Source organism: Marinobacter sp. CP1 (assembly GCF_001266795.1).
GTDB classification, from domain to species: domain Bacteria; phylum Pseudomonadota; class Gammaproteobacteria; order Pseudomonadales; family Oleiphilaceae; genus Marinobacter; species Marinobacter flavimaris.
Window position 1 is genome coordinate 4,374,342 of the sequence record NZ_CP011929.1, and the last position, 26,466, is coordinate 4,400,807.

A 26,466-nucleotide genomic window follows, 5' to 3' on the forward strand; every position below is an offset into this window, starting at 1 on the left:
CGACAATACTAGAAATATAGGAGTAATATTGAATGTCATCTCAACTCCAAGACGCTCTAGGCATGTTCGCCTTTCTCGCTATCGAGCTATCGGTTTTATTCATTGGCATTAGCTTGCTGGTCGGAGTTCTTCAACGTCACATCCCACCATCCAAGGTGGAAGCGTTACTGACTTCCAGTGGGAAGCGAGGCTATTTTCTTGCTGCTGGTTTAGGAGCTATAACGCCCTTCTGTAGTTGCTCGACTATCCCCATGTTGAAAGGGTTGATTCGGGCACGGGCCGGTTTTGGGCCGATGATGGTGTTTCTTTTCTCATCTCCGTTGCTGAATCCTATCGTCGTCGGCCTGCTGGTTGCCACGTTTGGATGGACACTTACTGCTATCTATGTGCTCGCCGCTTTGGTGGTCGCGGTAGGTGCCGGATGGCTGCTTCACACGCTTGGCTTCGAGCGTTATGTGCGCCGGACGGCGACACAAGAGAGCAGTGGATGTAGTTCATCAGCAAGCCCGTGCAGTGCTACATCGACCGCATCGAGTTGCGGCACCAACAGCTGCGACACCACTCCGAAGACGGCTTCTTGCGGGGCTGATAGGAAGACAACAGTCTCTACGTCTAGCGAATGCTGTGACAGTCAACCCACTGTCACGGTTAAGAAAGAAGGGAAGTACAGTGGTGTGTGGCGGGAAGCTTGGTCGGACTTTATCGATGTGTTGCCTTACCTGCTCATCGGTATTGCGATTGGCAGCGTGATCTATGGTTTCATGCCCACTGACTTATTGGAGCAGTATGCAGGCCCAGATAATCCCTTTGCCATTCCAGTTGCCGCTGTCATCGGCGTGCCGTTGTATATTCGCGCTGAAGCCGTCATACCTCTGGCAGCGGCTCTGATGGCCAAAGGCGTGGGTGCCGGGACGGTGCTAGCGTTGATCATCGGCAGTGCCGGAGCCAGCCTGACTGAGCTCATTCTGTTGCGCTCTTTGTTCACGCTGAAGCTTTTAGCGGCGTTTTTAGCAGTCATTTTTGCTATGGCGATGATTGCCGGTTACGCCACCTACCTGTTTTTCTGATCAAGGCGGGAGATGATTAATTCGTTAAGCCTTCCTGGGTACCAGTTGGTGGATTCTGATGAGCAGAATGAAGACATACATTTTCGGCTTGAAGCACCTACACCAGTAGCCTGCGAGGGGTGCGGCGTGCAGGGTGAGTTCGTGCGGTTCGGCAAGCGTGACGTTCCCTATCGTGATCTGCCCATCCACGGCAAGCGGGTCACTCTCTGGGTGGTCCGCCGCCGATACACCTGCCGGGCCTGCAAGACAACATTCAGGCCCCAGCTACCGGAGATGGTGGACGGATTCCGTATGACACTGCGGCTGCATGAGTACGTGGAGAAGGAATCCTTCAACCACCCCTACACCTTTGTGGCGGCACAGACCGGCCTGGACGAGAAGACGGTGCGCGACATCTTCAACGCCCGCGCCGAGTTCCTGGGGCGCTGGCACCGCTTCGAGACGCCCCGCATCCTGGGCATTGACGAGCTATACCTGAACAAGCGCTACCGCTGCATTCTGACCAACATTGAGGAGCGAACCCTGCTCGACCTGCTGGCCACCCGCCGCCAGGACGTGGTGACCAACTACCTGATGAAGCTGAAAGACCGGCAGAAGGTCGAGATCGTCAGCATGGACATGTGGAACCCCTACCGGGCAGCGGTCAAGGCTGTGCTGCCCCAGGCCCGTATCGTGGTCGATAAGTTCCATGTGGTGCGCATGGCCAACGATGCCCTAGAGAGAGTGCGCAAGGGCCTCAGAAAGGAGCCGAAACCGTCCCAGAGCCGGACTCTCAAGGGAGACCGGAAAATCCTGCTGAAACGCGCTCACGAAGTCTCAGACCGGGAGCGCCTCATCATGGAGACCTGGACAGGCGCGTTCCCGCAACTGCTGGCCGCCTACGAGCACAAGGAGCGCTTCTACGGCATCTGGGACGCCACCACACGGCTCCAGGCAGAAGCCGCCCTGGACGAGTGGATAGCCACCATCCCGAAGGGCCAAAAGGAAGTCTGGAGCGATCTGGTCAGGGCAGTGGGAAACTGGCGCGAAGAGACCATGACCTACTTCGAGACGGACATGCCCGTCACCAACGCTTACACGGAGTCCATCAACCGACTGGCCAAGGACAAGAACCGTGAAGGGCGCGGTTACTCCTTCGAGGTGATGCGGGCACGAATGCTCTACACCACGAAGCACAAGAAGAAGGCACCGACTGCGAAGGTCTCTCCTTTCTACAAGAAAACCATCGGTTACGGACTGCCGGACTTCGCAGAGGAACTCAACTACGGAGTCGATCTATCAACCATCTGAGGGTGGTATCAGATTGATGGGGTGAAGGTGCCCCATCAACCATTAAATCCGTATACCCATTTTTTCTGGAGAGTGACGCGTTATGAAATTCAAGATGGTCAGTACCGCCATGCCCTTGAGAGGCCTACAAGCGCTTGCAATGCTTTCGAGCCTCCTGGTGATGGGATGTTCGGCGGAGGCGCCCCCTCTGACACAGCAAACTGTCTACCCGGTAAAGCTCATGACGCTGGAGCAGGCGCAGTCAGGCACGCTCAATCAGTATCCGGGCAGAGTCTCGGCGTCTGACCATTCAGAACTCTCTTTCAGAGTGGGAGGAGAGCTGACGGAGCTGGCCGTTAAAGCAGGCGACACTGTGGAAAAAGGGGAGGTCGTTGCCCGCCTGGACGATCGGGACGCAAGAACCCGCCTGGAAAACGCCCGGTCAAATTTCAATCTGGCACAGGCCACCTTCGAGCGAATGCGAATATCGTTGGAGCGCCAGGCCATCAGTCAGGCCCGTTTCGATGAGGCCGAGGCCGAGTACCTCTCTGCCAGAGCGCAACTGGCCAGCGCGGAGGACCAACTTTCCTATACCGTTCTCAAAGCGCCATTTGATGGCGTCATTTCACGGGTGCCGGTGGATGTCTTTCAGGTTGTATCAGCGCAGCAGGCCATTGCCGAACTGCAACGGCCCGGCTCTATCGACGTCTCGTTCCAGATGCCTGAACAACAGGTCCGCCGCCTTCAACCACAGAGATCCAGGAACGTTCGCGCCAATGGCAACACTATCGCGTGGGTACAGTTTCCCGAGCTTCCCGATAAACGCTACGCCGCGAGCTACAAAGAGCATGACAGCAATGCCTCTCAGGGGTCGCTCAGTTATGAGGTTACCGTAACGCTCCCTGAACCCGAGGACATCACAGTGCTTTCGGGGATGAGCGCGACCGTTCTGCTTGATTACGGCACATTGGCTGGAGAGAGCGCCCCGTCGTGGCTGATACCAACCGCGGCGCTTGTAACACCTGACGCAGAACCCGGCACTAGCGTGGTTTGGCGATACGTGGCTGCTGCCGATGGTGAGAATGGCGATAACACGGGCAGCGTCGAGCCGGTGGATGTCGAGCCGGGTAAGAAAATGAACGATGGCGTGCTTGTTCGGGGAGAGCTCAGCCCGGGCGACAGAATCGTGGTTGCCGGCGCTCACCGGATGAACAGGGATCGTTCGGTCCGTCCCTGGGAAAAAGAGGGCGGGCTCTGAGATGGTCGATTATTTTCTTGATCGGAAGTCCATCAGCTGGATGGTCACGCTGTTGCTTGGGGTTGGGGGCATGTTCGCGTTTCTGGGTCTTGGCCAGCTTGAATTCCCGGAGTTCACGTTACGTTCCGCCTTGGTGACCACCCAATATCCCGGAGCAACGCCTCTTGAAGTCGAGGAGGAGGTTACGCTGCCTCTGGAAAAAGCGATCCAGCAGATGCCGGGCATCGATGACATTACTTCGGTGAACTCGGACGGCTTGTCGCAGATTACTGTCCAACTCAAGAAGACGGTCAGAGAAGGGGAGTTAGACCAGTATTGGGATATCCTTCGGCGAAAGATTAATGATGCCCAGCCTGGTCTGCCACCAGGCGTGAACACGTCCATCGTGAACGATGACTTTGGCGATGTCTTCGGCCTGCTGCTCACGTTGCGTGGTGACGGCTACTCGCTGAAAGATCTTGGTGACCATGCGGATCTCATTCAGCGAGAACTGCGATTGTTGGAGGGCGTCGCAAAAGTCAGTATCGGTGGTCGTGTCGACGAGCAGATGATCGTGTCACTGGACCGTGACCGTATGCGTGCTCTTGGCATCTCGCCAGAATACCTGGCAAGCCTTCTGAATGCGCAGAATACGGTGGGCAACGCTGGCCACCTGCGCAGTGAAGGGCTGTCGTTATCCGTTCAGCCAACCGGTCAGCTTGATTCCGTTCAGGCACTTGAGCAACTGGCAGTTGGAAGCGCTGATTCGGGTATTATCCGGCTCAGCGATCTGGCCGAAGTTCGCAGGGTGACCAATGACTCACCCGCCTTGCTTTACCACTCTGACGGATTGCCTGCTTTGACCATCGGCGTGTCATTTGCAGAGGGCACCAACGTTGTTGATGTAGGTGAGAGTCTCAATGAGGCTTTGAAACGCCTGGAAAAACAGCAACCCATCGGCATGACACTGAACACAGTGTATAACCAGCCTGAAGTAGTCGAGGAGGCAGTATCTGCTTTTCTCATGAACCTTGCTCAGGCGGTGGGCATTGTCATTATTGTGCTTTTGCTGTTCATGGGGCTGCGAAGTGGCCTGCTCATGGGGCTGATCCTGCTGATTACCATCATGGGTACATTCGTGCTTATGGCAATACACGGTATTCAGCTCCAGAAGATTTCATTGGGTGCGCTGATCATTGCGCTGGGGATGCTGGTCGATAATGCCATCGTCGTCACCGAGGGCATGATGATTGGCCTTTCCAAGGGCAAGTCCAAAAGGCAGGCAGCCAAAGAAGTGGTCTCGCAGAACCGGTACCCGCTGCTCGGCGCTACCGTGATTGCCATTACGGCCTTTGCTCCTATCGGCCTTTCACCAGACACCACCGGAGAATTCATTGGCTCCCTGTTCTGGGTTCTGTGCTACTCGCTTTTCCTGAGCTGGCTGACGGCACTCACTCTGACCCCGTTTTTCTTTGATATGTTCTATCCCGACAAGCTCGAGAGTGTCGGGCAGTCATCCGATAACGACCCCTATAAGGGAATTGTTTTCGTCGTCTTCCGCCGCCTGCTGACCTACGCGATTCATTATCGCTTCGTGACATTAACACTTGCGATCGCGCTTCTGGCTGGGGTTCTATCGTTCTCGGGACAGGTTAAGAATGCTTTCTTCCCGAATGCCACAACGCCACTCTTCTTTGTTGACCTTTGGTTGCCCGAGGGCGCCGACATCTTGCAAACCGAAGAGACCGTAAAGCGGCTGGAATCGCGCGTGAATGACATGGACCAGGTCGTTCAGGTGACCAGTGTCACCGGTGGCGGAGCCCAGCGTTTTACGTTGACGTATTCACCGGAGCAGCGATACGCCAGTTTTGGCCAATTGATCGTAGAGACCCGGGATAAGGCGTCGAGAGAGGCCCGTATGGAGGAAGTCATTGAGCAACTGCGTACAGACTTCCCGAACGTGCATTACAAAGTGCAGGCTTTGCAGGTGGGGCCCTCAGCCAAAGCCAGTCTTGAAGCTCGTATCTTTGGAGAAGATCCCGAAGAACTCCGGAAAATCGGTGTGCGCGTGCAGGCAATTTTTGAAAATGAACCTCTGGCCGACAGCGTGCGCTTGTCCTGGGGTAATCGGGAAGCCGTGATCGTACCGGAGTTCCTCGAAGAACAGGCCCGGCGCCTTGGCGTATCTCGCGAATCACTGCACCAGGCGTTGTTGCTGAATAATCAGGGGCAGCAGGTTGGAGTGTACCGTGAGGGGAGCGACCTCATTCCGATCATTATGCGGTCAAGAGAGGAGCAGCGTTTTGACATCGAAAACCTTACCTCGATCAATGTCTGGAGTGAAGAGCAGGGCCGCTATGTCAGCGCGGGCAACGTCATCAATGCCATCAATACGGAACTGCGGGATCCGTTGATAAAACGCAGAAACAGGGAGCGGATGTTGGCGGTTTATGCCGAACCCATGCCTTTGTCGGGGGAGACGGCGGCGAGTGTGCTGGAGAGGATCCGCCCGCAGGTCGACGCGCTGGAGCTTCCCCACGGCTATTCGATTGAGTGGGGTGGAGAGTACGAGACCTCATCCGAAGCTCAGACTTCGCTTTTCTCCTCGCTGCCTCTTGGACTGCTGGGGATGTTCATTATTTCGATGCTGTTGTTCGGTAGCTTCCGACAGGCTCTGTCTATCTGGATGATTGTTCCTCTCATGATGATTGGAATCATTGGTGGACTGGTATTGCTCGGCGCGCCTTTTACATTCATGGCGCTGCTCGGGACTCTGAGTCTGATCGGTATGGTACTGAAGAATGCCATTGTGCTGGTTGAGGAGATCAATATTCAGTTAGAACAGCAGGATGATGCATTCACTGCGGTGGTTGAGGCCGCGGTAAGCCGGGTACGACCTGTGCTTATGGCGGCCATAACCACCATGTTAGGAATGATTCCTCTGTTCAGCGATGCCTTCTTCGCGAGCATGGCGGTGGTTATCGTGTTCGGTTTGGGTGTTGCAACCATATTGACGTTAGTGGTGCTGCCAGTGGTGTACTGCGCGTTAATGAGAATTTCTTATCACCAATAATGCACCCGCTGTGTGTCAGTCGTCTTTTTTTCCTCCGGACAGACGATCCGGAGGAAAAAAGCCGCCGGCAATCATTGCATTCATCAGTTCGCCTACTTTTGCACGCAGGTCATCCCTCAACAACCTCATTGCCGGCGTTATTGACTGTCGGGTAGGACAAATCAGCCACAGCTCGGATACCGGCGGCGCATAGTCCGGCATGATTGTGGTGACACGGCCTGCAAGCAGATCATCCGACATATCAAGACACGATTTTATCGCAAGACCGCGACCAGCGACGCACCACCGGCGAACCAGATCGCCATCGTTTGAGGCGCGATCGCCCGTCATTTTGACTCGATATTCCTCGTCTCCCCGTTTGAACGTCCAGAGGTCAAATGGGATGTCCTGCAACTGATAGAACAGTCCGTTGTGGTTCTCAAGGTCATCAGGATGAATGGGGCGACCATGACGCGAAAGGTAATCAGGAGATGCGCAAAGCAGGCGCGGCACATCGCAAATTTTGAAGCCATACAGGTTGGTGTCACTGGGCGCGCCGTAGCGAAGCGCCATGTCGACCGAATCCCGGTAAAAGTCCACGTTGGTGTCAGTAATCTGAACTCTGAGATTCAAACCTGGATGCGTTGCCATCAATTCGTCGATCCAGGGCACAACGCGGTTACGACCAAGATCGGATGAAACCGAAAGCCGGATTTCGCCTGTTACAGAGTCAACTTCAGATCGAAGGTTCTGTTGCGCCTGGCTCAACAAGTCAATCGCTTGTTTGCAGTGAGGCAAGTATTTCTCGCCGGCGGCAGATAACCGCAACCTTCGCGTGGAGCGTACGAATAACTCTACACCCAGCTCCTGTTCTACGCGCTTTACTGCGGCGCTGGCTGTGGCAGCTCGCATATCAAGGCTGGTGGCGGCAGCGGTAATGTTGCGGAATTCAGCGACCCTCAAAACCACGATCAGATCATCAAGACTCATTTTCAAAAATTCTTTGAATATGTTTAACAAATTTTCCCGTTTATCCGAGTGTAAACGGCGACCATACTGTGCGCTACTCGAAAGTCATTGCGGAGACAGATAATGAAAGCTGTTGGATATCGGGAATCTCTTCCTATCGAAAACCCTGATGCGCTGCAAAATGTTGAGATGGAACGTCCCGTCGCAAAAGGCCGGGACCTGCTGGTCAGAGTCAAAGCCATCGGCATGAACCCTGTTGACTTCAAGGTACGCCAGCGGGCGGAGCCGGAACCAGGCCAGATCAAAGTACTTGGATGGGATGCCGTTGGAGAGGTAGTGGCAACAGGCGAGGGCGCTTCACTCTTCAAAGAAGGTGACACCGTATTTTATGCCGGTGACGTTACCCGTCAGGGCAGCAACGCCGAATACCAGGTTGTCGATGAGCGTCTGGTTGGTCGGAAGCCTGCCAGCCTGTCCGACGCCGATGCTGCAGCGTTGCCCCTGACCACGATAACAGCATGGGAAATGCTGTTTGACCACCTGCAACTTGAGCGACAGTTGGCTGGGTCCATCACTCCAAGCGACGACGTGGTCCTTGTGATTGGCGCCGCAGGAGGCGTGGGTTCAATTCTAGTTCAATTGATCAAACAGCTAACAGGCGCGAAAGTACTCGCTACGGCATCTCGCCCGGAATCGAAGGCCTGGGTTGAATCATTGGGTGCGGATTTTGTTCTGAATCACCGTGAACCCTTGCAGCCCCAGATCGAAACACTGGTGTCTGCTGGCAAAATTGGTTCTGTAACCCATGTGGCCAGTCTTAACGCCACAGATCAATACTTCGACGATTATGTGGCGGTGCTTAGGCCGTTTGGAAAGATTGCCATGATCGACGATCCCGCAAGTCTGGACGTAATGAAAATCAAGCCGAAGAGTCTGTCATTACACATTGAATTCATGTTCGCCCGCTCAATGCACCAGGCGGATGATATGCAGGTTCAGCACGACTTGTTGAATGAGGTCTCACGGCTTGTAGATCAAGGCTTCATCCGCACAACTGCAGGGAAGCACCTCGGAGCGATCAACGCCGAGAATCTACGTGCCGCACACGCCGAACTGGAATCAGGAACCGCCGTTGGCAAGATTGTGCTGGAGGGTTTTGCCTGACGTAAATTCCAACTCACCGGCTCGTATAACAAACCATGCGTTCCGATCACGGAACTACCCCGATAGACATGGCATACCAGAGCCGGCCGTCAGCTTGCTTTTTCAGTTTGGCTCCACTGCTTGGGTGACAGGCCATACAGGCGTTTGAACTCCCGGCTGAACTGAGACGAGCTCAGGTAACCCACGTCCATGGCGGCAACGCTGACGTTTTGGCCTTCAGCAATTTTCATCGCGGCCTTGTTGAGCCGCATGGATTTCAGAAACTGAATGGGCGACATGTTTGTCGCCTGTTTGAATTTGCGATGGAACACCGCCCGGCTCATGCCAGCCTGATCAGCCAGGTCTTCAATTGTGACAGTTTTGTCCAGGTTGGATGACAGGAACTCAATCGAGCGGGCGATTTCGTTCCCAACACCAAATGCGTTTCTGAATGAATGGCCGGCTTCACCTTTCAGTAATTCGTAGTAGAACTCATGCAAACGGCTCTTCCCGAGAATTGATAGATCGACCGGGTTTTCATCGAGCTGCAGAAGGCGATAGAGGGCATCCGCAAACCCCTGGTTCCAGCGGGCTGTGGATAACCCCTGTGGCCGGGAGCTGTTTCTGGCGGGGCGCAGGGGGCCGGAAGGCGGCTTAGCCCAGGCGTTATTGCCTAACCTGAATGTTCGCTTTGCGACCTCAGCGTGCTTAAGCTGCCGGAATCTCGGCGACAAAAAAGGTCCGCTTCTATCAAAAAAATGGACGTAGCCTCGATTTCAATTGAGGGCTCTGCCCTCTCGCCGCAAGCGGCGATTCGCCCGAGGTATTTAAGGACCAGCGATTTTATCGCCGGATTCTGGCGCACGGCGCTCTTTCCGATACCGATAGCGTTGGCGACTTCGCCACAGTTTAGCTGGCCCCGAAAGACGATTTGCTTTAAATAGTCATCGGTTTTCGTAGCGGCCCAACGCTGAAAGGCAACAAGGTTTTCGCGAGCTTTTTCTTGTCCGTTAGCCATTCCCGATACTCAACGCTTTTTCAAGGGCATCCACAAAACCGTTTCTTAAGACAACCTTGCCGTTTTGGTCCTTGATGCTGCCGCGTTCTGTTTTAGTCCAGCCCTTTAATTTAAGGGACTCCTCAGAGATGGCGTCTCTCAATGCATCAATCTCGTGACTCAACAGGCTCGGTAACCTCGATTCAGATTTGTCTTCAGCACCCGCTCGGTAGTCAATTTCCAATTTCTTGATCGATGCAAACCTTTTATTTTCGGCCCTCAATTTACGGACCTTCGAAATCAGGTCGAGTATGAGGAAGCGGTGCGTTTTATTGCTTACCTCATCAACCCAATCGTACTCGCCCGAGGGCGTGGTCTGTGCTTTGATCGCTTTCTTTTTTTGGTCTCCAAGCGCCTGCCAAGCCTCAATGACCGCTCTATAATGTTCTCCGGTTTTGTTTCGGATGGTCTGCTCGCTAGGAGCGCCACGACTGGCTCCTAGCTTCGCAATCGTTGAGATTCTGAAATCGACCGAGCCTGACTCATGATGCTCCTTGCAAACGGCGTGAAGGGCCTCCAGGGACTTCCTGGAACGAGAATTTTTCAGTTGGCCCAGTATGGCCTCGTAGACTTCGTTCGGTTCACTCATTGCAGCTCTCGATTTCTAGCGGGAATTTCAAAGACCCGTTCATGGCTGACTCGATCTCTTGGCGCACATCACCTAGCTGTAGTGGTTCGGCGAGATCTTCCAAGGTGATTTGCCCATTGATCAACTGGTCAGCGACGTGCCAGTTATTCTGTGTCACTTGCATAATCAGCCGGACGACCTGATTGGCAGCTTTGAGCTGCTGATCCTCGGTCAACCGAAATATCGCGGGTGCAATCCCATTGGTGTCCGCCAATTTGTCGAGCATCTGACTGAGCAGGGGGCGTGCTCTGGAGGCACTGGCGCTCTCGTATATTTCAGCGTTGGCACAGACCTCAGCGAGCAACCGAAATTCGCTGCTTTGCTCCTCCAAATGCATCTCCATTTCCACGTAATTGCCGCTGACGATCAGCTGGTGCTGGCCTGTCTCGGAGGTCTTCAGCAGTTCGGTAGATTGGGAAATCAGGCGGTATAAGTGCTGGAGATCCGTGAGAAGCATGTCGAGCTTTTTGGCTTTTTCCTCATACGCCGAGGTGATCTTTTTCAGCGTTCGCTCTTTTCCAAAAAACTGTCCCGAAGACTCGGCATCGTACCGCTCGTCATCGAGTGTCTGCCTTTTTTCTTCGAGTTCGTGGTATTCATTACGGGTGACATTGATTTCCAGAATGATTTCGTTGGCAATGGCCGACAAACCGCCCAGAAACGCCGGGCCGGTAATGAAGAAGCGGCACTGGGGACAATTTCGAGTCCCAAGGTAGCCATTGGGCACCGGCGCGTACTGTGCTTCAACCTTCCGCTCAACCAGTGCCATGCCACCTTCGTCACACTTGTTGCCGCTCATGGGGCAGATTCCGAAACTCATAAGTTGGAAGGCTCCAGAGGGCCAATTAGGTGTCAGACACTGATCCATGATGCTTCGGTCTGTGGCGATTAATTCCGGCCGCGCCTCTTCGATTTTCTTCTGGAGGATGAGGTCTTCGTAACGATAGTGACTCTGCTCAAGTGCCCGTTTTTCAGCCGCCGCCATCTCCAGCCGCATTTTGCTGGCTCCTACCTTTGTGTAGTAAATCGTCATCACCAGAGAGGAATGACCAACCAGCTTTGAAATCACGGCTATGGGCGCTCTGCCGTCGACAATGTAGGCAGTGATAAGGCTGACGCGGAGAGCATGAGGTGTAAATTGGCTCTTGTAATCCACGCTGCTCTTTTTTTCGATTTTCTCGGCGAGGTCCGCGCCTGGCCTCTGACTATGGAACAACAGAGCAGGCAGGGTTCGTGTAAACGCGGTTGTCGTACGCATGGGCGACGCCTTCTCATCACAGGCGTGTGAGGCCGGGTCGCGGAACAGGAACGATTGTTTACCGCGCCTTTTGAGGATGTCTTTGTGTATCCTTTGCTGCGGATTGATTTGCGTCCACAGTGTCAGTTCTTCGATTGGGTTGTATTTGGATTGCCAATCCCGAAGCTGGATAATCCAATACGCCAGATCTTCCGGCATGAATGGAATATCGTAGCCGCCCAACTTCTTTCCGGTTTTGTTCGTCGTGATGTAGGCGCTCAACTCACCGTCATTGTTCCCTTTCTGAATAAAGCCCTTATTCCGCTTTCGGGTCGCAAGCGGACTTGGATTTTCGATCCAGTGAACCTTCCCATCACGCCATAACGGAACGAATTCATCTCCCTCTCCGCTGTCGAGCCAACAGATTTGCTGTCCTCGCAACGGAATGGATAGCAATGTGTAGTTTGCGACAATTTTTACGGGCGACCATAACTCGTGCACCTCTTCAAAATAGCGCTTGCGACCTCGCTTCCGCTCTTTTTTGACCACTCGATAAATGCAGTTTGGGCCATTGTCATCAATTAACTGTGGATCAACCCCGAACCAGCAGTCTTCGAGGAAGGGATGCAATTGATAGAGATCGCGAAACGACGTCGCCTCTAGCGGAATCAGATGCTGCTTGGCTCGTACAATGGCATCCATGGGCAATGGAGGCTTGTCTGATTCACTGCGCTTGTAACTGGGTAACTGATCTAACAAACCCTTGAGAACGGTTCTAAGAGGATTGCGGTAGCCGGGCAGAACTATCAACTCACCGTTATCGTCCTCGTCAGAGCAATAAGTCTCCAAAATCCACTCGAAAAAAGCGGAACAGGCGTTATGCCGTGGTTTTTTTACAGTATCTGCGGTGACATTTATGAAGTTTTCGTACGCTCGCTCATCAAACGGGATATCCCTTGACAGCATGGCTCCCGGGTCGTCAACCAAGCCCAACTTGTCCACGTAAAATCTAAGGAATGCTCTCAAATGTGAGTATTTATTGGATTGGCCTGTACCAGCCTCTACATAACACTGAATGGCTTTCCAAAACTCGGGGTATTTGCTGGTCAGCTCTCGATTAATGGCGTTTTCGTTGCCCAGGAAGTGAGGCCAAGATATCCAATGTTCGGAATAAGTTTTATTCGGCTGCGATGGCAACTTCGGGTCTTTTTCGTAGCCCCTGAAGTATTCCGCACCTGTTTTTAACCCCAAGCATTGAGCGGCTTCGGACGCCTCGGCGAGCGTCGCGTACCTCTTAACGGGGCGCTCAATGCCAAGGTAGCTGTACCAATCATCCCAATCTTCGGCATAGAAGTCGAAGGGACTTACTGTCAGCTTCGGGTCTTGTTTGTAGCCCTCGTAGAATTCCTTCTGTGTTTTGAATCCCAAGCGCTGGGCTGCTTCGGACGCCTCGGCGAGCGTCGCGTACTTTTCTTTGGGACGCTCATTGCCAAGAAAACTGTACCAATCAGCCCAATTTCTGCGATACATTCCGTCGGGATGGCGTGGCAGCTTCGGGTCTTGTTTGTAGCCCTCAAAGTATTCTGTGGACGTTTTGAATCCCAAGCGCTGAGCGGCTTCGGACGCCTCGGCGAGCGTTGCGTACTTCCCATCGGGGCGTCCAGTGCCAAGGAAGTTGTACCAACTACTCCAATCTTCGGCATAAAAGTCGTTGGGAGAACCTGGCAGCTTCGGATCTTTTTGGTAGTCCTCATAGTATTCCGCCTGTGTTTTTAACCCCAAGCGTTGAGCGGCTTCGGACGCCTCGGCGATAGTGGCGTGCTTCTCACTGGGGCGTTCAGTGCCAAGGAAGCTATACCAATCATCCCAATCTTCGGCATAGAAAACAGAGGGTTGTGATGGCAGCTTCGGGTCTTTTTGGTAGTCCTCATAGTATTCCTGCTGCGTTTTGAACCCCAGGTGCTGAGCGGCTTCGGACGCCTCGGCAAGCGCCGCGTACCTCTCGGGGCGCTCAACGCCAAGAAAGCTATACCAATCATCCCACTCTCCGGCATAACTTCGTTGGGGATTCGATGGCAACTTCGGGTCTTTTTGGTAGCCCTCATGGTATTCGGTGCGTGTTTTGAAGCCCAATCGCTGAGCGGCTTCGGACGCCTCGGCGAGCGTCACGTATTTTTCTCTAGGGCGCTCATTGCGAAGGAAGTTGGGCCAATCAGCCCAATCGTCGGCATAGTGTTTGTCGGGAGCTGCTGGCAGCTTCGGGTCTTTTTTGTAGCCCTTGTTGTATTCATCTCTTATTTCGAATCCCAAGCGCTGAGCGGCTTCTGAGGCTTCGGCGAGCGTGGCGTACTTAGTTGCCATGAGTGAGTCCTTTCTTGATTGGAGAAATTAAGCCGTGCTCGGGCGACAATCTGCTCAAATGCGCACGCATCTGCTTATCAGTGAGTTCGGTGTAGACCTGCTGACTTTCTATCGATTTATGGTGTAGGGCGTTTTTAATGATCAGAGAATCAGCGTTTGCATCAGCCAGAGCTTGCCCATACGAGTGTCGGTGGGCGTGTGCTGTCGTTCCCGCTTCTTTTGAAAACGGTAAACCAATTCTTTCAACGGCTCTTTTAAGCGATTGGTTATAGCCTTTGATTGAGTGCGGAGCGCCTGATTGCGTCGTGAATGCAAACGGATGTTTACCGCCATCGGGGTATCGCTGGTAGGTCAGGTAAAGCCGCCAAAGGTCGTTAAAGGTTTCACCAGCACTTCTTGGAAACCACCAAACCTGAAGAAAGTGGCGACTTTCATTGTCCTCTTTGGGCGCTTTCCAACCTGCATGCAGCGTATGGGATTTCGAATATTCAAATCGCGGTTGCATCCCATACTTGTTGAGCAACTCTTCGCGCCTGCTGGGGCCGTTTGGACGGGGCCGCCCTTTATCGGGATGAAAAATTTTGACCAGTGCGGTTCCGTCCTCCCACGGCACGACATCTTCTACCCAAAGGTGAAAGCACTCGCTGAGCCTGAGTCCGCCGTAATGCATCAGCATGGTAATGAGCACATTCTTCAGGTCCAGGCGCTCATGAACTACGTCGCTCATTTCAAAGCCATATCGCGTAAGGCCATTCCACAAGAGGTCGTCAATTCGTCCAGGAGGAAAGCTTTTCTTACCCTCATTGCCGTTAGAACGCGACACCCTCCTGGGCATAACCTTCCGGAAATAAGCAGGGGCTGGTTTGTTAGCCCAAAGGTGGGAAAGAAAAGCCCGCCGTTTCTTTTGGTAGAAGGCTGCGAGGCCCATCCACTCCTCGTAACGAGTAGGTTTCACCGTTGGGTTTATCTGAAGCTTTTTCTCTTCATACTGCTCAGAGAGCCAGTCTGTGTATTGTGTTATCAGGCTGATTAGAAAGTTCGCGTCCTTATCCTCGCGTGGTTTCCACCGCAGCCAACTCGGATCGCTACCGTCCTCGCCAATCGTTCCGGTGTAGAGGCTGTTTGAAAACTCCTGAAACAGTTGGTGAGGAGTTTCAAAGCAGTCTTTATTCTGATTCGTGTAATCGATGAGGAGTCGAACCGCAAACGCGCTCCTGTCTTTCCAGCTCCGAGATTTGTATCGATGAACGATCAAATAATCCAAATAACTTTTCAGCAAACCATCTTGGGTGACGATCACCGGAAGACTTATCTTCGTCCCCGTGTTGTCTACTTTGATATTTGCCTCTATGCAGACGCTGTTCAGCACGCAATTTCCAATTGGTAAAATAGTATGTTCGTAATTCCTCTATATATGCATGTATGCTCAAAAAAAACCAGATTTCGATTTCTGGCATAGGTTTTTGATGCTTTTTAGGATATTTTTTCTATTCCACTAAGAAGTAAGGGTGCCCAGGGTCCGGATGAATGGGTGCCACCGTCAGGCCAGTGCGGTTATGTGGCAAGGTTCGTTCGTATCGTGAAACAGTACGATCTTAAGCCGACAAAGCCGGAAGCTCGATGGTTGAAAGCGTTCCTGGAGCGCTGCCGCAGCTGACTCCCTGCTAAACTACCCTTCGAGGCAATGATTCTCACTGAGGGAATAAACGAGGTGAAAAAGAAACAGTTTACTGAGCAGGAGTTGCTGGAAGATTTGGATGCGGATTCGGCGCATACCGAAGAGTTCGCTCAGCCCAATATGAAAGGGCACTCACCACTGGAGCGACTGAGAGGTTCAGTTAAACGCTATGAGCGACCTACCGATCCCGTTTGGGATGAATTCTTTGACTCCAGTGAGCGAGTTTCAGAGGATTTCATGGTGGAACGGGATCAGCCGTTGGGCAAAGGCTGATACCTCCATGTCGGGTGCTACCCCGTTACTGCGGACATTCCTAAAAAGAGGCTGTCTCCACAATGACATACTATGAGAGGATTCTAGGAGCTGAAAGCAGTGGCATGAAGCTACTCTTGCTCGAAATCATGGCCCACCTTTCGCCCGAGCTGCCAAGCCTTTTTTCTTGGAGTGGGTAAAGAGGCCTGATTCCATCGTTTAAATGCCATGTCAATCGGGCAGAGCGGATTGGAGGATGGGAGGCGATGTCTCAAAAAAATAGCCATTTCAAAGCATTAACGTCATTGTACCTGTCATCAACATCCGATGCTTGGATCCGTCCCAACATTGAGCTGGAAATTGGTTATTGCTCGATTTCTGTAAGGCTCACTCCGTTCTCCAATTTTCCATGGGGGGTGGTCAAAGAATCTGTGATCTTTCAACTATTGCATGATGCCTCTCTTTTAGCTGCCAATACTCAGGAAACCTCACGGCTGGCCAAATGTTACAAGTTTGAATTGCAGCCTTTCCAGGCCCTTTGGGAAAGCCGCGTTGCAGCTGTTGCCCGAGTCATTCACTCCGACCTTCACCAATGGACCATTGAGTCGACCATTTATGATGAAGCGGAGAATGAAATCGCCTGGGCTCGCAGCTGGTTTTCCCGCTCCAATGTTTTGCTTGAGACGATCGCGCCCTACAAAAACCAAATGCTCAAATCGAGCCAGGACTGGAACTGACTTAAAGATGTCAGAAGGGCCTTCCGTGGCCCGTGAAGCTGGTCTGATGGTTAATTTGCGGGAAAGTCCGTCCAGCCGTCGAGCCAGCTTTGGGCAGATACCGGGCTCACAGCACCTACAAAGTTAGCCGACTCATCAAAGAATTCGCTTTGTGGTGGGCGTGTTGCGTTCATTTGCCGCAGTTGCACCCTAGGCATGAAAACCGGATTGGTGAGGTCTTTGGCGTTAGGGAACAACGCAGTTTCGACACGGAATACATTGTTATTCTGTGGTTCTTCCATCCAGGCTTGCTCGCTGAAGCCGAAGTCGTCGTCATCCTTGCCGGACTCTTGGGTGACCCTTCCTAAATGCCCTAGGTTGGCCAAGAGGTTGTTACCAAACGTCAGTCGGCCGCGATTGATAACCGAGAGCACGTTATCCCGAGTATCAATAGCCTCAATTGCGTAGCTGTCGATCAACATATTGTGAAAATGGCCACCTGAACCTTCCCGAAGCACCATGCCGCGGTGTTTCTTCTGGCTGTTGCCGCCACCCACGAGTGTGACGTTGTAGAAGGTGGGTTCTGAGCGGGGAAGGGCTTCGTGGTCGTTACCGTTGTTATCACCCTCGAAGGCGTTGTCGCCGGCATCTGGATGCTGCTGGATTACTGCGAATTGGACATTTCCGGTCCAGCCCCAATCCCAGTCGATGCTGTCGTCTCCTGCACCAGTGATGACGATGTTCTTGAGATCGACATTGCCGCCAAACATTTCAATGCCATCGTCGAGAGACCGGTGGACCTGAACATTTCTGACAATCGTGCTGTTGCCACACCCGCCCAGCGTCAGGCCGTTGAGCTCGTTATCCTTGAAAACCTCGAAACCAGCAAATTCGATTCGGGTAAATTCCACAACCCCACAGGAATCTTCGGCGTCAGTGCCGCCAAATGCACCTCGGGTTTCACCCTCGGGAAGCCCCTCGATGGAGGCTTCGGGCTGATTCGCCGGTGCGTTGCCAAGCAGAACAACGCCGCCCCAATCGCCACGCGATCGGTTGCCCTCAGTCTGGGCACTGGTAAACACTATTGGCTTGTCTGCTGAACCTCGGGAAAAAAGCTTCGAATTTGCGGTCACGACAAGCGCTGATCCATGTTCGCCTTCGACGGTAACACCGGGTTCTATGTTGAGGTTGGAGTTCTCAACATAGATGGTTTTCTCAAGGATGTACCGTTTGCCGGATTCCCAGGTGGTATCAACCAGAATGTCAGAATCAACGCGTACAGAACGGTCTTCAAATGCAGTGAACCCGACTGCCGCCGAACCAATGGCCAAGACCGGGAAAACGATGAGAGAGTTGCGTCGCAACCAGCTCTTTTGCGCAGTACGAGGTTCTTCTGTTGCTTCAAAGCGGGCAGTAGTTTCTTTCGCCATGAGCGGCTGGCCGTTGTCGCTAAGCTGTATCTCTTTGGCCAGGGCCTGAAGTTCCGGCTTACCTGACAGCTCAACCCGCCTGAGTACATCCGCACGATAAGCGGGTTCTCTGAGAAGCGTATTCAGATGAACGAATTCGACGCCGGGGCAGGCGCCCTTATCAATGCGACGTTTTAATCGCCATAATTTTTCGACTAACAGGGAAGAATCGCCAGACATAGGGAACTACTCTTCGTTGAATTGAACCTCAGACTCTAGCCTGCAACCATTAAGATCTGGTTAAACCTGTAGCTCATCTATATGCCTGTGTTTCTGACCGCCAGGTTTTATAGCAATCCTATCGTCTTGGCGTCGTGTTCCAGGCTTTCTCGAAATTCCGGATCTGCGATATTAATAAGTTCTCTGGCTCTTTGCGGAATCGAAAGGCCTTTAAGATTCACGCAACCATGTTCCGTTACGACCATATGAACGTCGTTCCTGGGGTCCGTCACCGTGCCGCCCCGTAGCTTTGGCACGACACGGCTGACGCTTCCGCCTTGCGCCGTCGAGCGAAGGGCCACGAACGACCAAACGTTTCTGGCCGGATTTTTCCAACTCTGGGTGGACCTATTACGGGGGTCAGGGTCAGGCAGCCATTTGCAGCTGCATTTTGTGCACCGCTGAGAAGTATAATTGCAGTGCAAGAGATAACGACGCCCAACTTTGGCGTTGCTTTGCTCATAATATCCATATCGTAATTCTCCCTTAGTTGCCAGAGTCGGGGGTTGTGAACATGAGGTTTCGATCGACGATGGTCACTGAGCCTTCTGTAGACCAGCCTTCTAAGCCATTTTCGAACCCTGTGTTCAGGAACTCGGCATTGACTGTTTGAGGAGCAGCTATTGTCACACGTTGCGCGTGATCTGGGAGGCGAAGCTCGATAGAACTCCAGTGGCAGAACCGCTTTCACCAGTGTCGTTGTTGATACCAACGAGAATCAGGGTTCCATCACCATGCACATTTGTCAGTGCAAATGATCCGTCGCTTGTCGATATTGCCGAGTACTTCCTGTCTGTATCAGGAAAGATTGCTGTTACGAGAGCGGAGGGAACAGGGAGTCCGGCTTCGTCATAAACTGTGCCATAGATTGCACCACTACCAGCGAGGTTTACAGTAACGAGCACAGAAGATGTATTTTCAGTTTCAAGCAAGCTGCCTTGCGCGGTGCCTGTTTCACCATCAACCGTTGTCACATCAACAACCTAAAGCCCAGCTTCCGTCAGATCCCCAATCGAAAAAAGACCATCGTTATCGGTGGATGTTGTAAAAGTCGATCCCGATTCAATGAAACCGACGTCAACGGTTGCGCCACTCACAGGTGCCTTATCGTTAAGGCCAAACACGCCACCATTTATCATCATTGTTTCTGGTTCGAATTCGCCAGAAATGATGGAGATAACTCGTTCAGCTTCGGAGATGAATACGGCTGCATAACCTTCTTCAACAAACTTTCCGTTTCTCTTGCTGACGCTGGCAATTTCCACGAAACTCCAGAGAAGGAGTCACGGATTACAAATTCTGCGTTGGAGGCTGTGCGAGGGGACGGGACACGCTTCGCCATCGTTATTATTCTGAGGCAGATTACGTTGGCCTGCGGTAGTTACACTCCGGCGATTTGTCAGGATGTGTCCGAGCAGCGATACCTTGTGACCAGGCTACGGAACGAACTGGATCAGGAGCGACCGCTTGCCCGGACAGATCCCCTTACGTCGATTGCTAACATTCGGAGCTTTCGAGCAGAGCTTGAACGCTCCATCGAGCGACTTTCTCAATACGGTCGACATTTCACGCTAATCAGTATTGATCTGGATAATTTCAAGCCGATTAACCATGACTACGGCCACGCAGAGGGGGGGGCAAAGTGCTCAAAGACGTGGGGGATACCCTCAGGTCTGGCCTTCGTAGCGGCAATTTCCCAGCACGCATCGGTGCGACGAATTTGCGGTGTTGCTTCCTGATACGGATTTCGACGCGGCCAGGAAGTTTATCCCGCGCCTGGTCGAGACCTTGGAGAACAAGATGAAGAAGAATGACTGGCCGTTGACGTTTTCACTTGGCGTGGTCACCTTCAATGAAACACCCGGTCGAGTCGATAAAGCCCCTCATGGTAGCTGATGAAACCATGTACCTCGTGAAGCGGTCTGGCAAGAACAGGGCTGCAATGCGTACGTTTCTGTAAAGCCGCCAGCTACTTCCATGACCAAGCTGCTGAGTTAGGCGTCATTCGGCGTCGAGATTCTCAGTATCATTGTGCTCCGGGATGGTCGATTTCAGCGAAACGTCACTAAGTCCATGCTGAAGCTTCTTCAGAAGGTGAAGCAAGCTGACGCCGTCATCAAAACTCATCCCCTGCATGGCCTGTTTGTAAAACTCGGCAATAGTGTCCTGCAGTCGATTCCAGAAAGTCCGACCAGATTCGGTAAGTACCACCAGTCGAGCTCGGCGGTCTTGGGGATCCGGTATCCGGACAACGTGGCCATCTCTCTCCATTCGCTTCAGAACACCATCCAGGTTTTGGCGACTGACGTATAGATATTCTTTGAGCTGGTTGAACGAAGTTCCGTCCTCAAACCCCTCCCGCGATAGAGCTCCAAGCACTGCCCACTGTACAGCGCTAATGCCCATCTCATTCTGAACCTGACGCTGCAGAATGTTTCCAGTCTGGAACAGACGAAAGAACAGGCGGTTGGGAATGCCTCCGGATTCGTTGACGATCATTTGTGCTCCTTTGGTTCTGCCATGGTTTTCCGGCCAAGGCAGACTGTCTTCGGCACCCCGAATCGCAGAGGATATGGGGTGCATCACTTCGGCAGGTATTCGCGGGCGATGATGTTCTTCATGATCTGCGCGGTACCGTCACCTATCTGCAGGCCAAGGACATCCCGCAACCGCTGGGCAAAGGGCAGGTCTTCACCCCAGCCGGTGTGGCCGTGGGCCAGCAGGCACTGTTTTACCACATCGAAGGAAAGCTTGGGCCCCCACCATTTGTTCATGGCGGCTTCGGCGTTGTGGGGCAGGTTGTTGTCCTTGAGCCAGAGCGCATGGTAACACTGCATGCGCGCGGCATGAACGAAGGTCTGGTATTCGGCCAGCGGATGGGTCAGGCCCTGGAAGGCTGACAGGTTCTGGCCGAAGGCTTTGCGCTCGGTCAGCCACTGCCAGGTTTCATCCAGGGATTGCTGGGCCACCGCCAGGCACTGCAGGCCGATCAGCGCGCGGCTGTAGTCGAAGCCCTGCATCACCTGTTTGAAGCCCTTGCCTTCGTCGCCCATCATGTTGTGGGCAGGTACTTCCACGTTGTCGAAGAAGATGGAGCCACGGCCAATGGCGCGCTGGCCGTTGTCTTCAAACCGGGTGGTGGTGATGCCCGGACTGTTCATGGGCACCAGGAAGGCGCTGATGCCGGAGGCCCGCTGCTCCACGGTGCCGGTGCGGGCGAAGACCACCGCCACGTCGGCCTGGTCGGCCATGGAGATGGAGGTCTTCTCGCCGTTAAGCACGTACACGGCGCCCTTCTTCTCCGCCTTCAGGCGCAGGTTGGCCGCGTCGGAACCGCCGTGGGGCTCGGTGAGGGCGATGCAGGCAACTTTCTGGCCGGTGGTCATGCCGTGCAGCCACTCCTTCGCCAGGTCTGGGGCCGCGTGGCTGGCAATGATCTGGCCGTTCAGGGAAGTCAGCAGGGGGATGTAGCCGACGTTGAAATCCCCTTTGGAGATTTCCTCGATGATCAGGCCACTGGTAACACAGTCCATGCCGCTGCCGCCGAACTTTTCGGGCAGTTCGCCACCAAGCAGTCCCATCTCGCCGAGCTGGCGGATGACATCCTTTTCGATGACGCCTTCCTGATCCCGTTTGCGGTAGCCCGGAGCCAGCACCTCGGCGCTGAAGCGGGCCACAACGTCGCGGATCGCGTTCTGTTCTTCATTAAATGCGAAATTCATGGTGTTCTCCGGGAGCGTCTGTGACCCGGTGACGGGTGGCCACCGGGTCGGTCCGCTTACTTGTAGAATTTCCGGAAGTCCGGCTTGCGCTTTTCCTTGAAGGCGTTCACGCCTTCTTTGGACTCGTCGGTGTCGTAATACAGGCTCAATGCCTGCATCCCAAGGGCACCGATGCCGGCAATGTTGTCGCTGTCGGCGTTGAACGAGCGCTTGGCGATGGTGAGAGCGGTGGGGCTCTTCTCAAGGATTTCCTCACACCACTTCTGCACTTCCTCATCCAGCTGCTCCGGCGGAACCACGGCGTTAACCAGGCCCCAATCCAGTGCCTGCTGCGCACTGTACTTGCGGCACAGGTACCAGATTTCCCGGGCGCGCTTTTCACCGACAACCCGCGCCAGGTAAGCGGTGCCGAAGCCGGGATCCACCGAGCCGACTTTCGGGCCGACCTGGCCAAAGACGGCGGTTTCCGAGGCAATGCTCAGATCACAAATCACGTGCAGCACGTGGCCGCCGCCGATGGCGAAACCGTTGACCCGGGCGATCACCGGCTTGGGTACTTCCCGGATGGTGCGTTGCAGCTCTTCCACGGGCAGGCCAATCAGACCGCGGCCGTCGTACTGGCCTTCGTGGGCGCCCTGGTCGCCGCCGGTGCAGAAGGCTTTTTCACCAGCGCCGGTGAATACGATGACGCCGATGTCCTTGTTCCAGCCGGCGCGGTTGAAGGCGTCCAGCAGCTCCATGCAGGTCTGGCCGCGGAAGGCGTTGTAACGGTCCGGGCGATTGATGGTGATGGTGGCGACACCGTTGGTTTCGTCGTACAGGATGTCTTCGTAATTCATGATGGATTCTCCTAAATCATGTAATGGGTGGCTTAGCCGGCCATGGTCAGGCCACCGGACACGCTGATCACCTGGCCGGTAATGAAGTTGGCGTCGTCACTGGCGAGCAGGGCGATGATGCCGGGGTAGTCTTCCGGCTGGGCCAGGCGCTTCATGGGCACGGCGTTACGGAAGGCTTCCAGCAGCTTCTCCGGGTTCGGGGCGGTTTCCGCCACGCCCTTGAGCAGTGCGGTGTCGGTGGGGCCGGGACAGACCACGTTCAGGCACACGTTCTTGGTGGCCAGTTCCCGTGCCACGGTCTTGCTGAAGCCCACCAGGCCGGCCTTGCAGGCGGCGTAGACGGATTCGCCGGAGGAGCCCACCCGGGCCGCGTCGGAGGCCACGTTAATAACCTTGCCACCACCGGCGGCGATCATCTTTGGCAGCACCACGTGATGCATGTTCAGGGCACCGGTGAGATTCACCGCAATCAGCTGGTCCCAGAGCTTGGGCTCGGTTTTCAGGAATGGCATGAAGCGGTCGAAACCGGCGTTGTTCACCAGCACCGTGGGTACGCCCAGATCGTTTTCGATGGCCGCCACCGTCTCGGTAATGGCCGCATAATCGGTGATATCGGCGGCGTAGGCGCGGGCCTTGCCACCGGCTTCGGTGATCAGGTCCACGGTGGCCTGGGCTGTGGCTTCGTCACGGTCCAGAACTGCAACCAGGCTGCCTTCTTCGGCAAAGCGCAGCGATACGGCGCGGCCGATGCCGCCACCACCACCGGTAACAATGACTGTTTTTCCGTTAAGGCCTTTCATGGGTTGTTCTCCTGTTGCTCAGAGTAATGGGTCGGGTCAGGCGCGTTTGGCCGGTTCCAGGCGCACTTCTTTCGCCTGTTCCCGCAGTTTGAATTTCTGGATCTTGCCGGAGGCGGTGCGGGGCATGGCCTCGATCACTTCCAGGTATTCCGGCAGATAGCTCTTGGAAAGCTGCTGTTTGGTCAGGTAGCTCTTGAGCTCGTCGAGGGTCAGGTCGGTGGCGTTCTCGTCGAGGGTGACGTAGGCACACAGGCGCTCACCCAGGCGCTCGTCCGGGCAACCCACCAAAGCCACATCGGCAATGCCGGGGAACTTGTAGAGCAGGTTCTCCACCTCAACCACGGGGATGTTCTCGCCGCCACGGATCACCACATCCTTGGTGCGGCCGGTGATGCGGATGTAGCCGTCCTTGTCCACGCGCGCGAGGTCGCCGGTGTTGAACCAGCCGCCTTCGTCCACGCCATAGAGTTCGGGTCGCTTGAGGTAGCCGACAAACAGGCTGGAGCCGCGGACGAGCAGGCTGCCTTCTTCTCCGGCAGGCAGTTCGTTGCCCTGGAAGTCGGTGACTTTCACTTCCGTGTAGGTCAGGGCCTTACCGTCGGATTGGCTGGCTCGCTCGTCGGGATCCTCCGGGCAGGTCGTGGTGACCGCGCCGTTTTCGGTCATGCCCCAGGCTGAAACAATTTTTGCATTCAATACCTTCCCGGCCTGTTCCACAACGGCGCTGGGGATCGGTGCGCCGGCGGAGACGAAGATCCTCAGGGAATCCAGTTCACCCTCGTGCTTGGGAGCTGTTTTCACCAGGTCGGCCAGGAACGGTGTCGCCGCCATAGTGAAAGCCGGTTTCTCGGCGGCAATTACGTTGCAGACGTATTCTGCGTCCCAGATGTCCTGAAGTATGGAGGTGGTGCCCAGATAGATGGGCACGAGTATGCCGTATGTGAAGCCGGTCTGGTGGGCCACCGGGGAGGCCATCAGTATTTTGTCATTTGAGGTCAGGTGCAACCGGTCGGAGAAGGCCCTGACGTTCGAGAGCAACGTATTTGAGGTATGTACAACCCCCTTGGGCTCGCCAGTGGTGCCGGAGGTGTAGAGGATCTGGACCGCATCATCGGCGCTGAGCTGGCGCTCGGCAAACAGGGCTTTGGTGTCCTGCTTTTCTTCCCAGGGCGTCTCCATCAGGCGTTGCTCAAAACTGCGTTCCCCCTCGCCCTCGATGACCAGCAGTGTTTCGAGGTTCGGCAGCTCTCCGCGAATACCGTCAATCATGGCCTCGTAGTCAAAGCCACGGAAGATCTTTGGAATCACCAGAAGTTTGGCCTCGCCATGTTTGAGCATGAAGCGCAGTTCCCGCTCCCGGAAGATGGGCATCAGCGGGTTGAGAATGGCACCGATTCGGATGCAGGCCAGATGCAGGGCGGTGGTCTGCCACCAGTTTGGCAACTGGCAGGCCACCAGGTCGCCTTTGTCAATACCCATGGCCGCCAGGCCTGTGGCCATGCGGGTGACCCTGTCATTGAGTTCGCGATAGGTGAGGGCGCCGCGCGTGTCGCTGGTGACCTGGTAGCCGACGATGGCTTCCCGGTCCGGGGTGCTGGCTATTGCCTGATCCAGATAGTCGGTAATAAGCTTGTCGGTCCAGGCGCCGCTTTCGATCATGGCGGCACGGCGTTGCGGATTGAGAGTGATGCCTGTATCCATCTGAGTCACCTGTTGTGTCTGGTTTGTTGTTGGGTGACCTGACCACAAAAGCAGGTCATTACCTTGTCCGCTTCAACATACGCCTTCGCAAATTAATATGTCAACATGTTGCGTTAAAAAATGCTCGGGTGTAGCCTTTAAAATCGACGTAATCAACGATATAGATTTCTATAAAAAGTAATAAGAAAGCAGATATTAGTAGAGGTGGTTATGGAGTACAGCAACATATTGCTTGAAAGGCACAAGGCGGTGGCTCTCGTCCGGCTCAACCGGCCAGCAGTGTACAACGCTTTGAACAACGCTTTGATGAACGAATTGACGTCCGCTCTGGAAGCCCTGGAAGCAGATAACGCCATTCGCGCGATTGTCATTACCGGCAACGAGAAAGCCTTTGCCGCCGGCGCAGACATTTCCGAAGTCCACGCCCTGGACTTTTCCCGGGCTTACCGGGAGCGCTTCATCTCCGCTAACTGGGAAACCGTGACCCGATGCCGCAAACCGGTGATTGCCGCGGTGGCCGGCCTGGCACTCGGCGGTGGCTGTGAGCTGGCGATGATGTGCGACCTCTTGATCGCCGCCGATAACGCCCGTTTCGGCCAGCCGGAAGTGAAGATCGGCACCCTGCCTGGAGCTGGAGGAACCCAGCGACTGGCCCGGGCCATCGGTAAGGCTAAGACCATGGACCTGTGCCTGACGGGTCGGGTGATGGATGCGCAGGAAGCCGAACGCAGTGGTCTGGTCAGCCGGGTGGTGCCGGCTGACGATCTGCTCGAGACGGCCCTCGCGGTCGCGGCCGAGATCGCCGGCTACTCGCAGATGGCGACCATGATCAACAAGGATGCGGTTAACCAGGCGTTCGAGACTCCCCTGAGAGCGGGCATCGAGTACGAGCGCCGTCTGCTGTGGTCCAGCTTTGCCTCCGAAGACCGCAACGAGGGCATGACCGCCTTTCTCGAGAAACGTCAGCCCCGGTGGCAGCACCGGTAACAGAACCGTTAACCCACACATGCCCAGGCGCGGCTATGGCTATTTATTTCACCTCTCCCGCAA

At 54.5% G+C, this 26,466-nt stretch carries 24 protein-coding genes; 9 read left to right on the forward strand and 15 right to left on the reverse strand.

The window, feature by feature from the left end; all coding sequences use genetic code 11:
- Positions 1–32 precede the first annotated feature (32 nt).
- From ACP86_RS20200 to ACP86_RS20215, 4 genes are all read left to right on the forward strand, one after another.
- Entirely contained in the window at positions 33–1,067 is a 1,035-nt protein-coding gene (locus tag ACP86_RS20200; RefSeq protein ID WP_000098298.1) for a permease, read from the forward strand.
- A 12-nt stretch (positions 1,068–1,079) separates the two neighbouring features.
- The gene (locus ACP86_RS20205) at positions 1,080–2,357 is read left to right on the forward strand and encodes an ISL3 family transposase (RefSeq protein ID WP_022960607.1); all 1,278 of its coding nucleotides are present in this window, start codon (positions 1,080–1,082) and stop codon (positions 2,355–2,357) included.
- 82 nt (positions 2,358–2,439) lie between these two features.
- The gene (locus tag ACP86_RS20210) at positions 2,440–3,594 is read left to right on the forward strand and encodes an efflux RND transporter periplasmic adaptor subunit (protein ID WP_008172291.1); all 1,155 of its coding nucleotides are present in this window, start codon (positions 2,440–2,442) and stop codon (positions 3,592–3,594) included.
- A gap of 1 nt (position 3,595) precedes the next feature.
- Entirely contained in the window at positions 3,596–6,646 is a 3,051-nt protein-coding gene (locus ACP86_RS20215) for an efflux RND transporter permease subunit (protein ID WP_053115243.1), read from the forward strand.
- A gap of 15 nt (positions 6,647–6,661) precedes the next feature.
- Here the strand turns inward: ACP86_RS20215 and ACP86_RS20220 are convergent, their stop codons facing one another.
- Positions 6,662–7,615: a LysR family transcriptional regulator gene (locus ACP86_RS20220; RefSeq protein ID WP_053115244.1), complete on the reverse strand. Its 954-nt coding sequence runs from the start codon at positions 7,613–7,615 to the stop codon at positions 6,662–6,664.
- Between the two features lie 102 nt (positions 7,616–7,717).
- Between ACP86_RS20220 and ACP86_RS20225 the strand changes: the two genes are divergently transcribed.
- Positions 7,718–8,758, forward strand: coding sequence for a zinc-binding alcohol dehydrogenase family protein (locus tag ACP86_RS20225; RefSeq protein WP_008172298.1), 1,041 nt, complete (start codon positions 7,718–7,720; stop codon positions 8,756–8,758).
- An 89-nt stretch (positions 8,759–8,847) separates the two neighbouring features.
- Here the strand turns inward: ACP86_RS20225 and ACP86_RS20230 are convergent, their stop codons facing one another.
- Genes ACP86_RS20230 through gmtY form a run of 5 tightly spaced genes read right to left on the reverse strand, consistent with a single transcriptional unit; the run spans position 8,848 to position 15,389 of the window.
- A complete protein-coding gene (locus ACP86_RS20230) occupies positions 8,848–9,471 on the reverse strand; it encodes an AraC family transcriptional regulator (RefSeq protein ID WP_082220601.1) in 624 nt (207 codons plus the stop codon).
- On the reverse strand, positions 9,411–9,755 hold the full coding sequence (locus ACP86_RS23350; RefSeq protein WP_227507931.1) for a hypothetical protein: 345 nt from the start codon (positions 9,753–9,755) through the stop codon (positions 9,411–9,413). Before ACP86_RS23350 ends, ACP86_RS20230 begins: the two co-directional genes overlap by 61 nt.
- Positions 9,748–10,383 (reverse strand): gamma-mobile-trio protein GmtX, encoded by a 636-nt coding sequence (gmtX, locus tag ACP86_RS20240; protein WP_053115245.1) that lies wholly within the window; start codon positions 10,381–10,383, stop codon positions 9,748–9,750. The genes ACP86_RS23350 and gmtX overlap by 8 nt, the downstream gene beginning before the upstream one ends.
- Positions 10,376–14,020: a VPA1269 family protein gene (locus ACP86_RS20245; RefSeq protein WP_053115246.1), complete on the reverse strand. Its 3,645-nt coding sequence runs from the start codon at positions 14,018–14,020 to the stop codon at positions 10,376–10,378. Before ACP86_RS20245 ends, gmtX begins: the two co-directional genes overlap by 8 nt.
- Complete coding sequence (gene gmtY / locus ACP86_RS20250) at positions 14,010–15,389, reverse strand: gamma-mobile-trio recombinase GmtY (protein WP_053115247.1); 1,380 nt, start codon at positions 15,387–15,389, stop codon at positions 14,010–14,012. The genes ACP86_RS20245 and gmtY overlap by 11 nt, the downstream gene beginning before the upstream one ends.
- Positions 15,390–15,731: 342 nt before the next feature.
- Here gmtY and ACP86_RS20255 point away from each other — a divergent pair, with 342 nt between their 5' ends.
- Both ACP86_RS20255 and ACP86_RS20260 read left to right on the forward strand, forming a co-directional pair.
- Positions 15,732–15,971, forward strand: a complete 240-nt coding sequence (locus ACP86_RS20255) for a hypothetical protein (protein WP_041336913.1) — start codon at positions 15,732–15,734, stop codon at positions 15,969–15,971.
- A gap of 245 nt (positions 15,972–16,216) precedes the next feature.
- On the forward strand, positions 16,217–16,687 hold the full coding sequence (locus ACP86_RS20260; RefSeq protein WP_141201864.1) for a hypothetical protein: 471 nt from the start codon (positions 16,217–16,219) through the stop codon (positions 16,685–16,687).
- Positions 16,688–16,737: 50 nt separating this feature from the next.
- Here ACP86_RS20260 and ACP86_RS20265 read toward each other — a convergent pair whose 3' ends face one another.
- From ACP86_RS20265 to ACP86_RS22890, 4 genes are all read right to left on the reverse strand, one after another.
- Positions 16,738–18,315 carry a hypothetical protein gene (locus ACP86_RS20265; protein ID WP_053115248.1) on the reverse strand — a complete coding sequence of 526 codons (1,578 nt, stop codon included), beginning with the start codon at positions 18,313–18,315 and terminating at the stop codon, positions 16,738–16,740.
- A gap of 107 nt (positions 18,316–18,422) precedes the next feature.
- On the reverse strand, positions 18,423–18,656 hold the full coding sequence (locus ACP86_RS22350) for an acetyl-CoA hydrolase/transferase C-terminal domain-containing protein (RefSeq protein WP_225316959.1): 234 nt from the start codon (positions 18,654–18,656) through the stop codon (positions 18,423–18,425).
- Positions 18,657–18,980: 324 nt separating this feature from the next.
- Positions 18,981–19,328, reverse strand: coding sequence for a carboxypeptidase-like regulatory domain-containing protein (locus ACP86_RS22810; protein ID WP_075195142.1), 348 nt, complete (start codon positions 19,326–19,328; stop codon positions 18,981–18,983).
- 9 nt (positions 19,329–19,337) lie between these two features.
- Positions 19,338–19,619, reverse strand: a complete 282-nt coding sequence (locus ACP86_RS22890) for a carboxypeptidase-like regulatory domain-containing protein (RefSeq protein WP_041336255.1) — start codon at positions 19,617–19,619, stop codon at positions 19,338–19,340.
- 162 nt (positions 19,620–19,781) lie between these two features.
- Between ACP86_RS22890 and ACP86_RS23760 the strand changes: the two genes are divergently transcribed.
- Positions 19,782–20,093: a GGDEF domain-containing protein gene (locus ACP86_RS23760; protein ID WP_158499473.1), complete on the forward strand. Its 312-nt coding sequence runs from the start codon at positions 19,782–19,784 to the stop codon at positions 20,091–20,093.
- A gap of 262 nt (positions 20,094–20,355) precedes the next feature.
- On the opposite strand, the gene ACP86_RS20280 is transcribed toward ACP86_RS23760, so the two are convergent.
- The 5 genes from ACP86_RS20280 to ACP86_RS20300 all read right to left on the reverse strand — a co-directional run bounded on the left by ACP86_RS20280 (position 20,356) and on the right by ACP86_RS20300 (position 25,416).
- Positions 20,356–20,853, reverse strand: a complete 498-nt coding sequence (locus ACP86_RS20280; protein ID WP_053115250.1) for a MarR family winged helix-turn-helix transcriptional regulator — start codon at positions 20,851–20,853, stop codon at positions 20,356–20,358.
- Between the two features lie 83 nt (positions 20,854–20,936).
- Positions 20,937–22,076: a cyclohexanecarboxyl-CoA dehydrogenase gene (gene aliB, locus ACP86_RS20285; protein ID WP_053115251.1), complete on the reverse strand. Its 1,140-nt coding sequence runs from the start codon at positions 22,074–22,076 to the stop codon at positions 20,937–20,939.
- A 56-nt stretch (positions 22,077–22,132) separates the two neighbouring features.
- A complete protein-coding gene (locus ACP86_RS20290) occupies positions 22,133–22,915 on the reverse strand; it encodes an enoyl-CoA hydratase-related protein (RefSeq protein WP_053115252.1) in 783 nt (260 codons plus the stop codon).
- Positions 22,916–22,947: 32 nt separating this feature from the next.
- Positions 22,948–23,715, reverse strand: a complete 768-nt coding sequence (locus ACP86_RS20295) for an SDR family NAD(P)-dependent oxidoreductase (protein WP_053115253.1) — start codon at positions 23,713–23,715, stop codon at positions 22,948–22,950.
- A 36-nt stretch (positions 23,716–23,751) separates the two neighbouring features.
- Entirely contained in the window at positions 23,752–25,416 is a 1,665-nt protein-coding gene (locus tag ACP86_RS20300; RefSeq protein ID WP_053115254.1) for an AMP-binding protein, read from the reverse strand.
- A gap of 210 nt (positions 25,417–25,626) precedes the next feature.
- Here ACP86_RS20300 and ACP86_RS20305 point away from each other — a divergent pair, with 210 nt between their 5' ends.
- Entirely contained in the window at positions 25,627–26,403 is a 777-nt protein-coding gene (locus ACP86_RS20305) for an enoyl-CoA hydratase (RefSeq protein WP_053115255.1), read from the forward strand.
- The last annotated feature ends 63 nt before the right edge of the window (positions 26,404–26,466 follow it).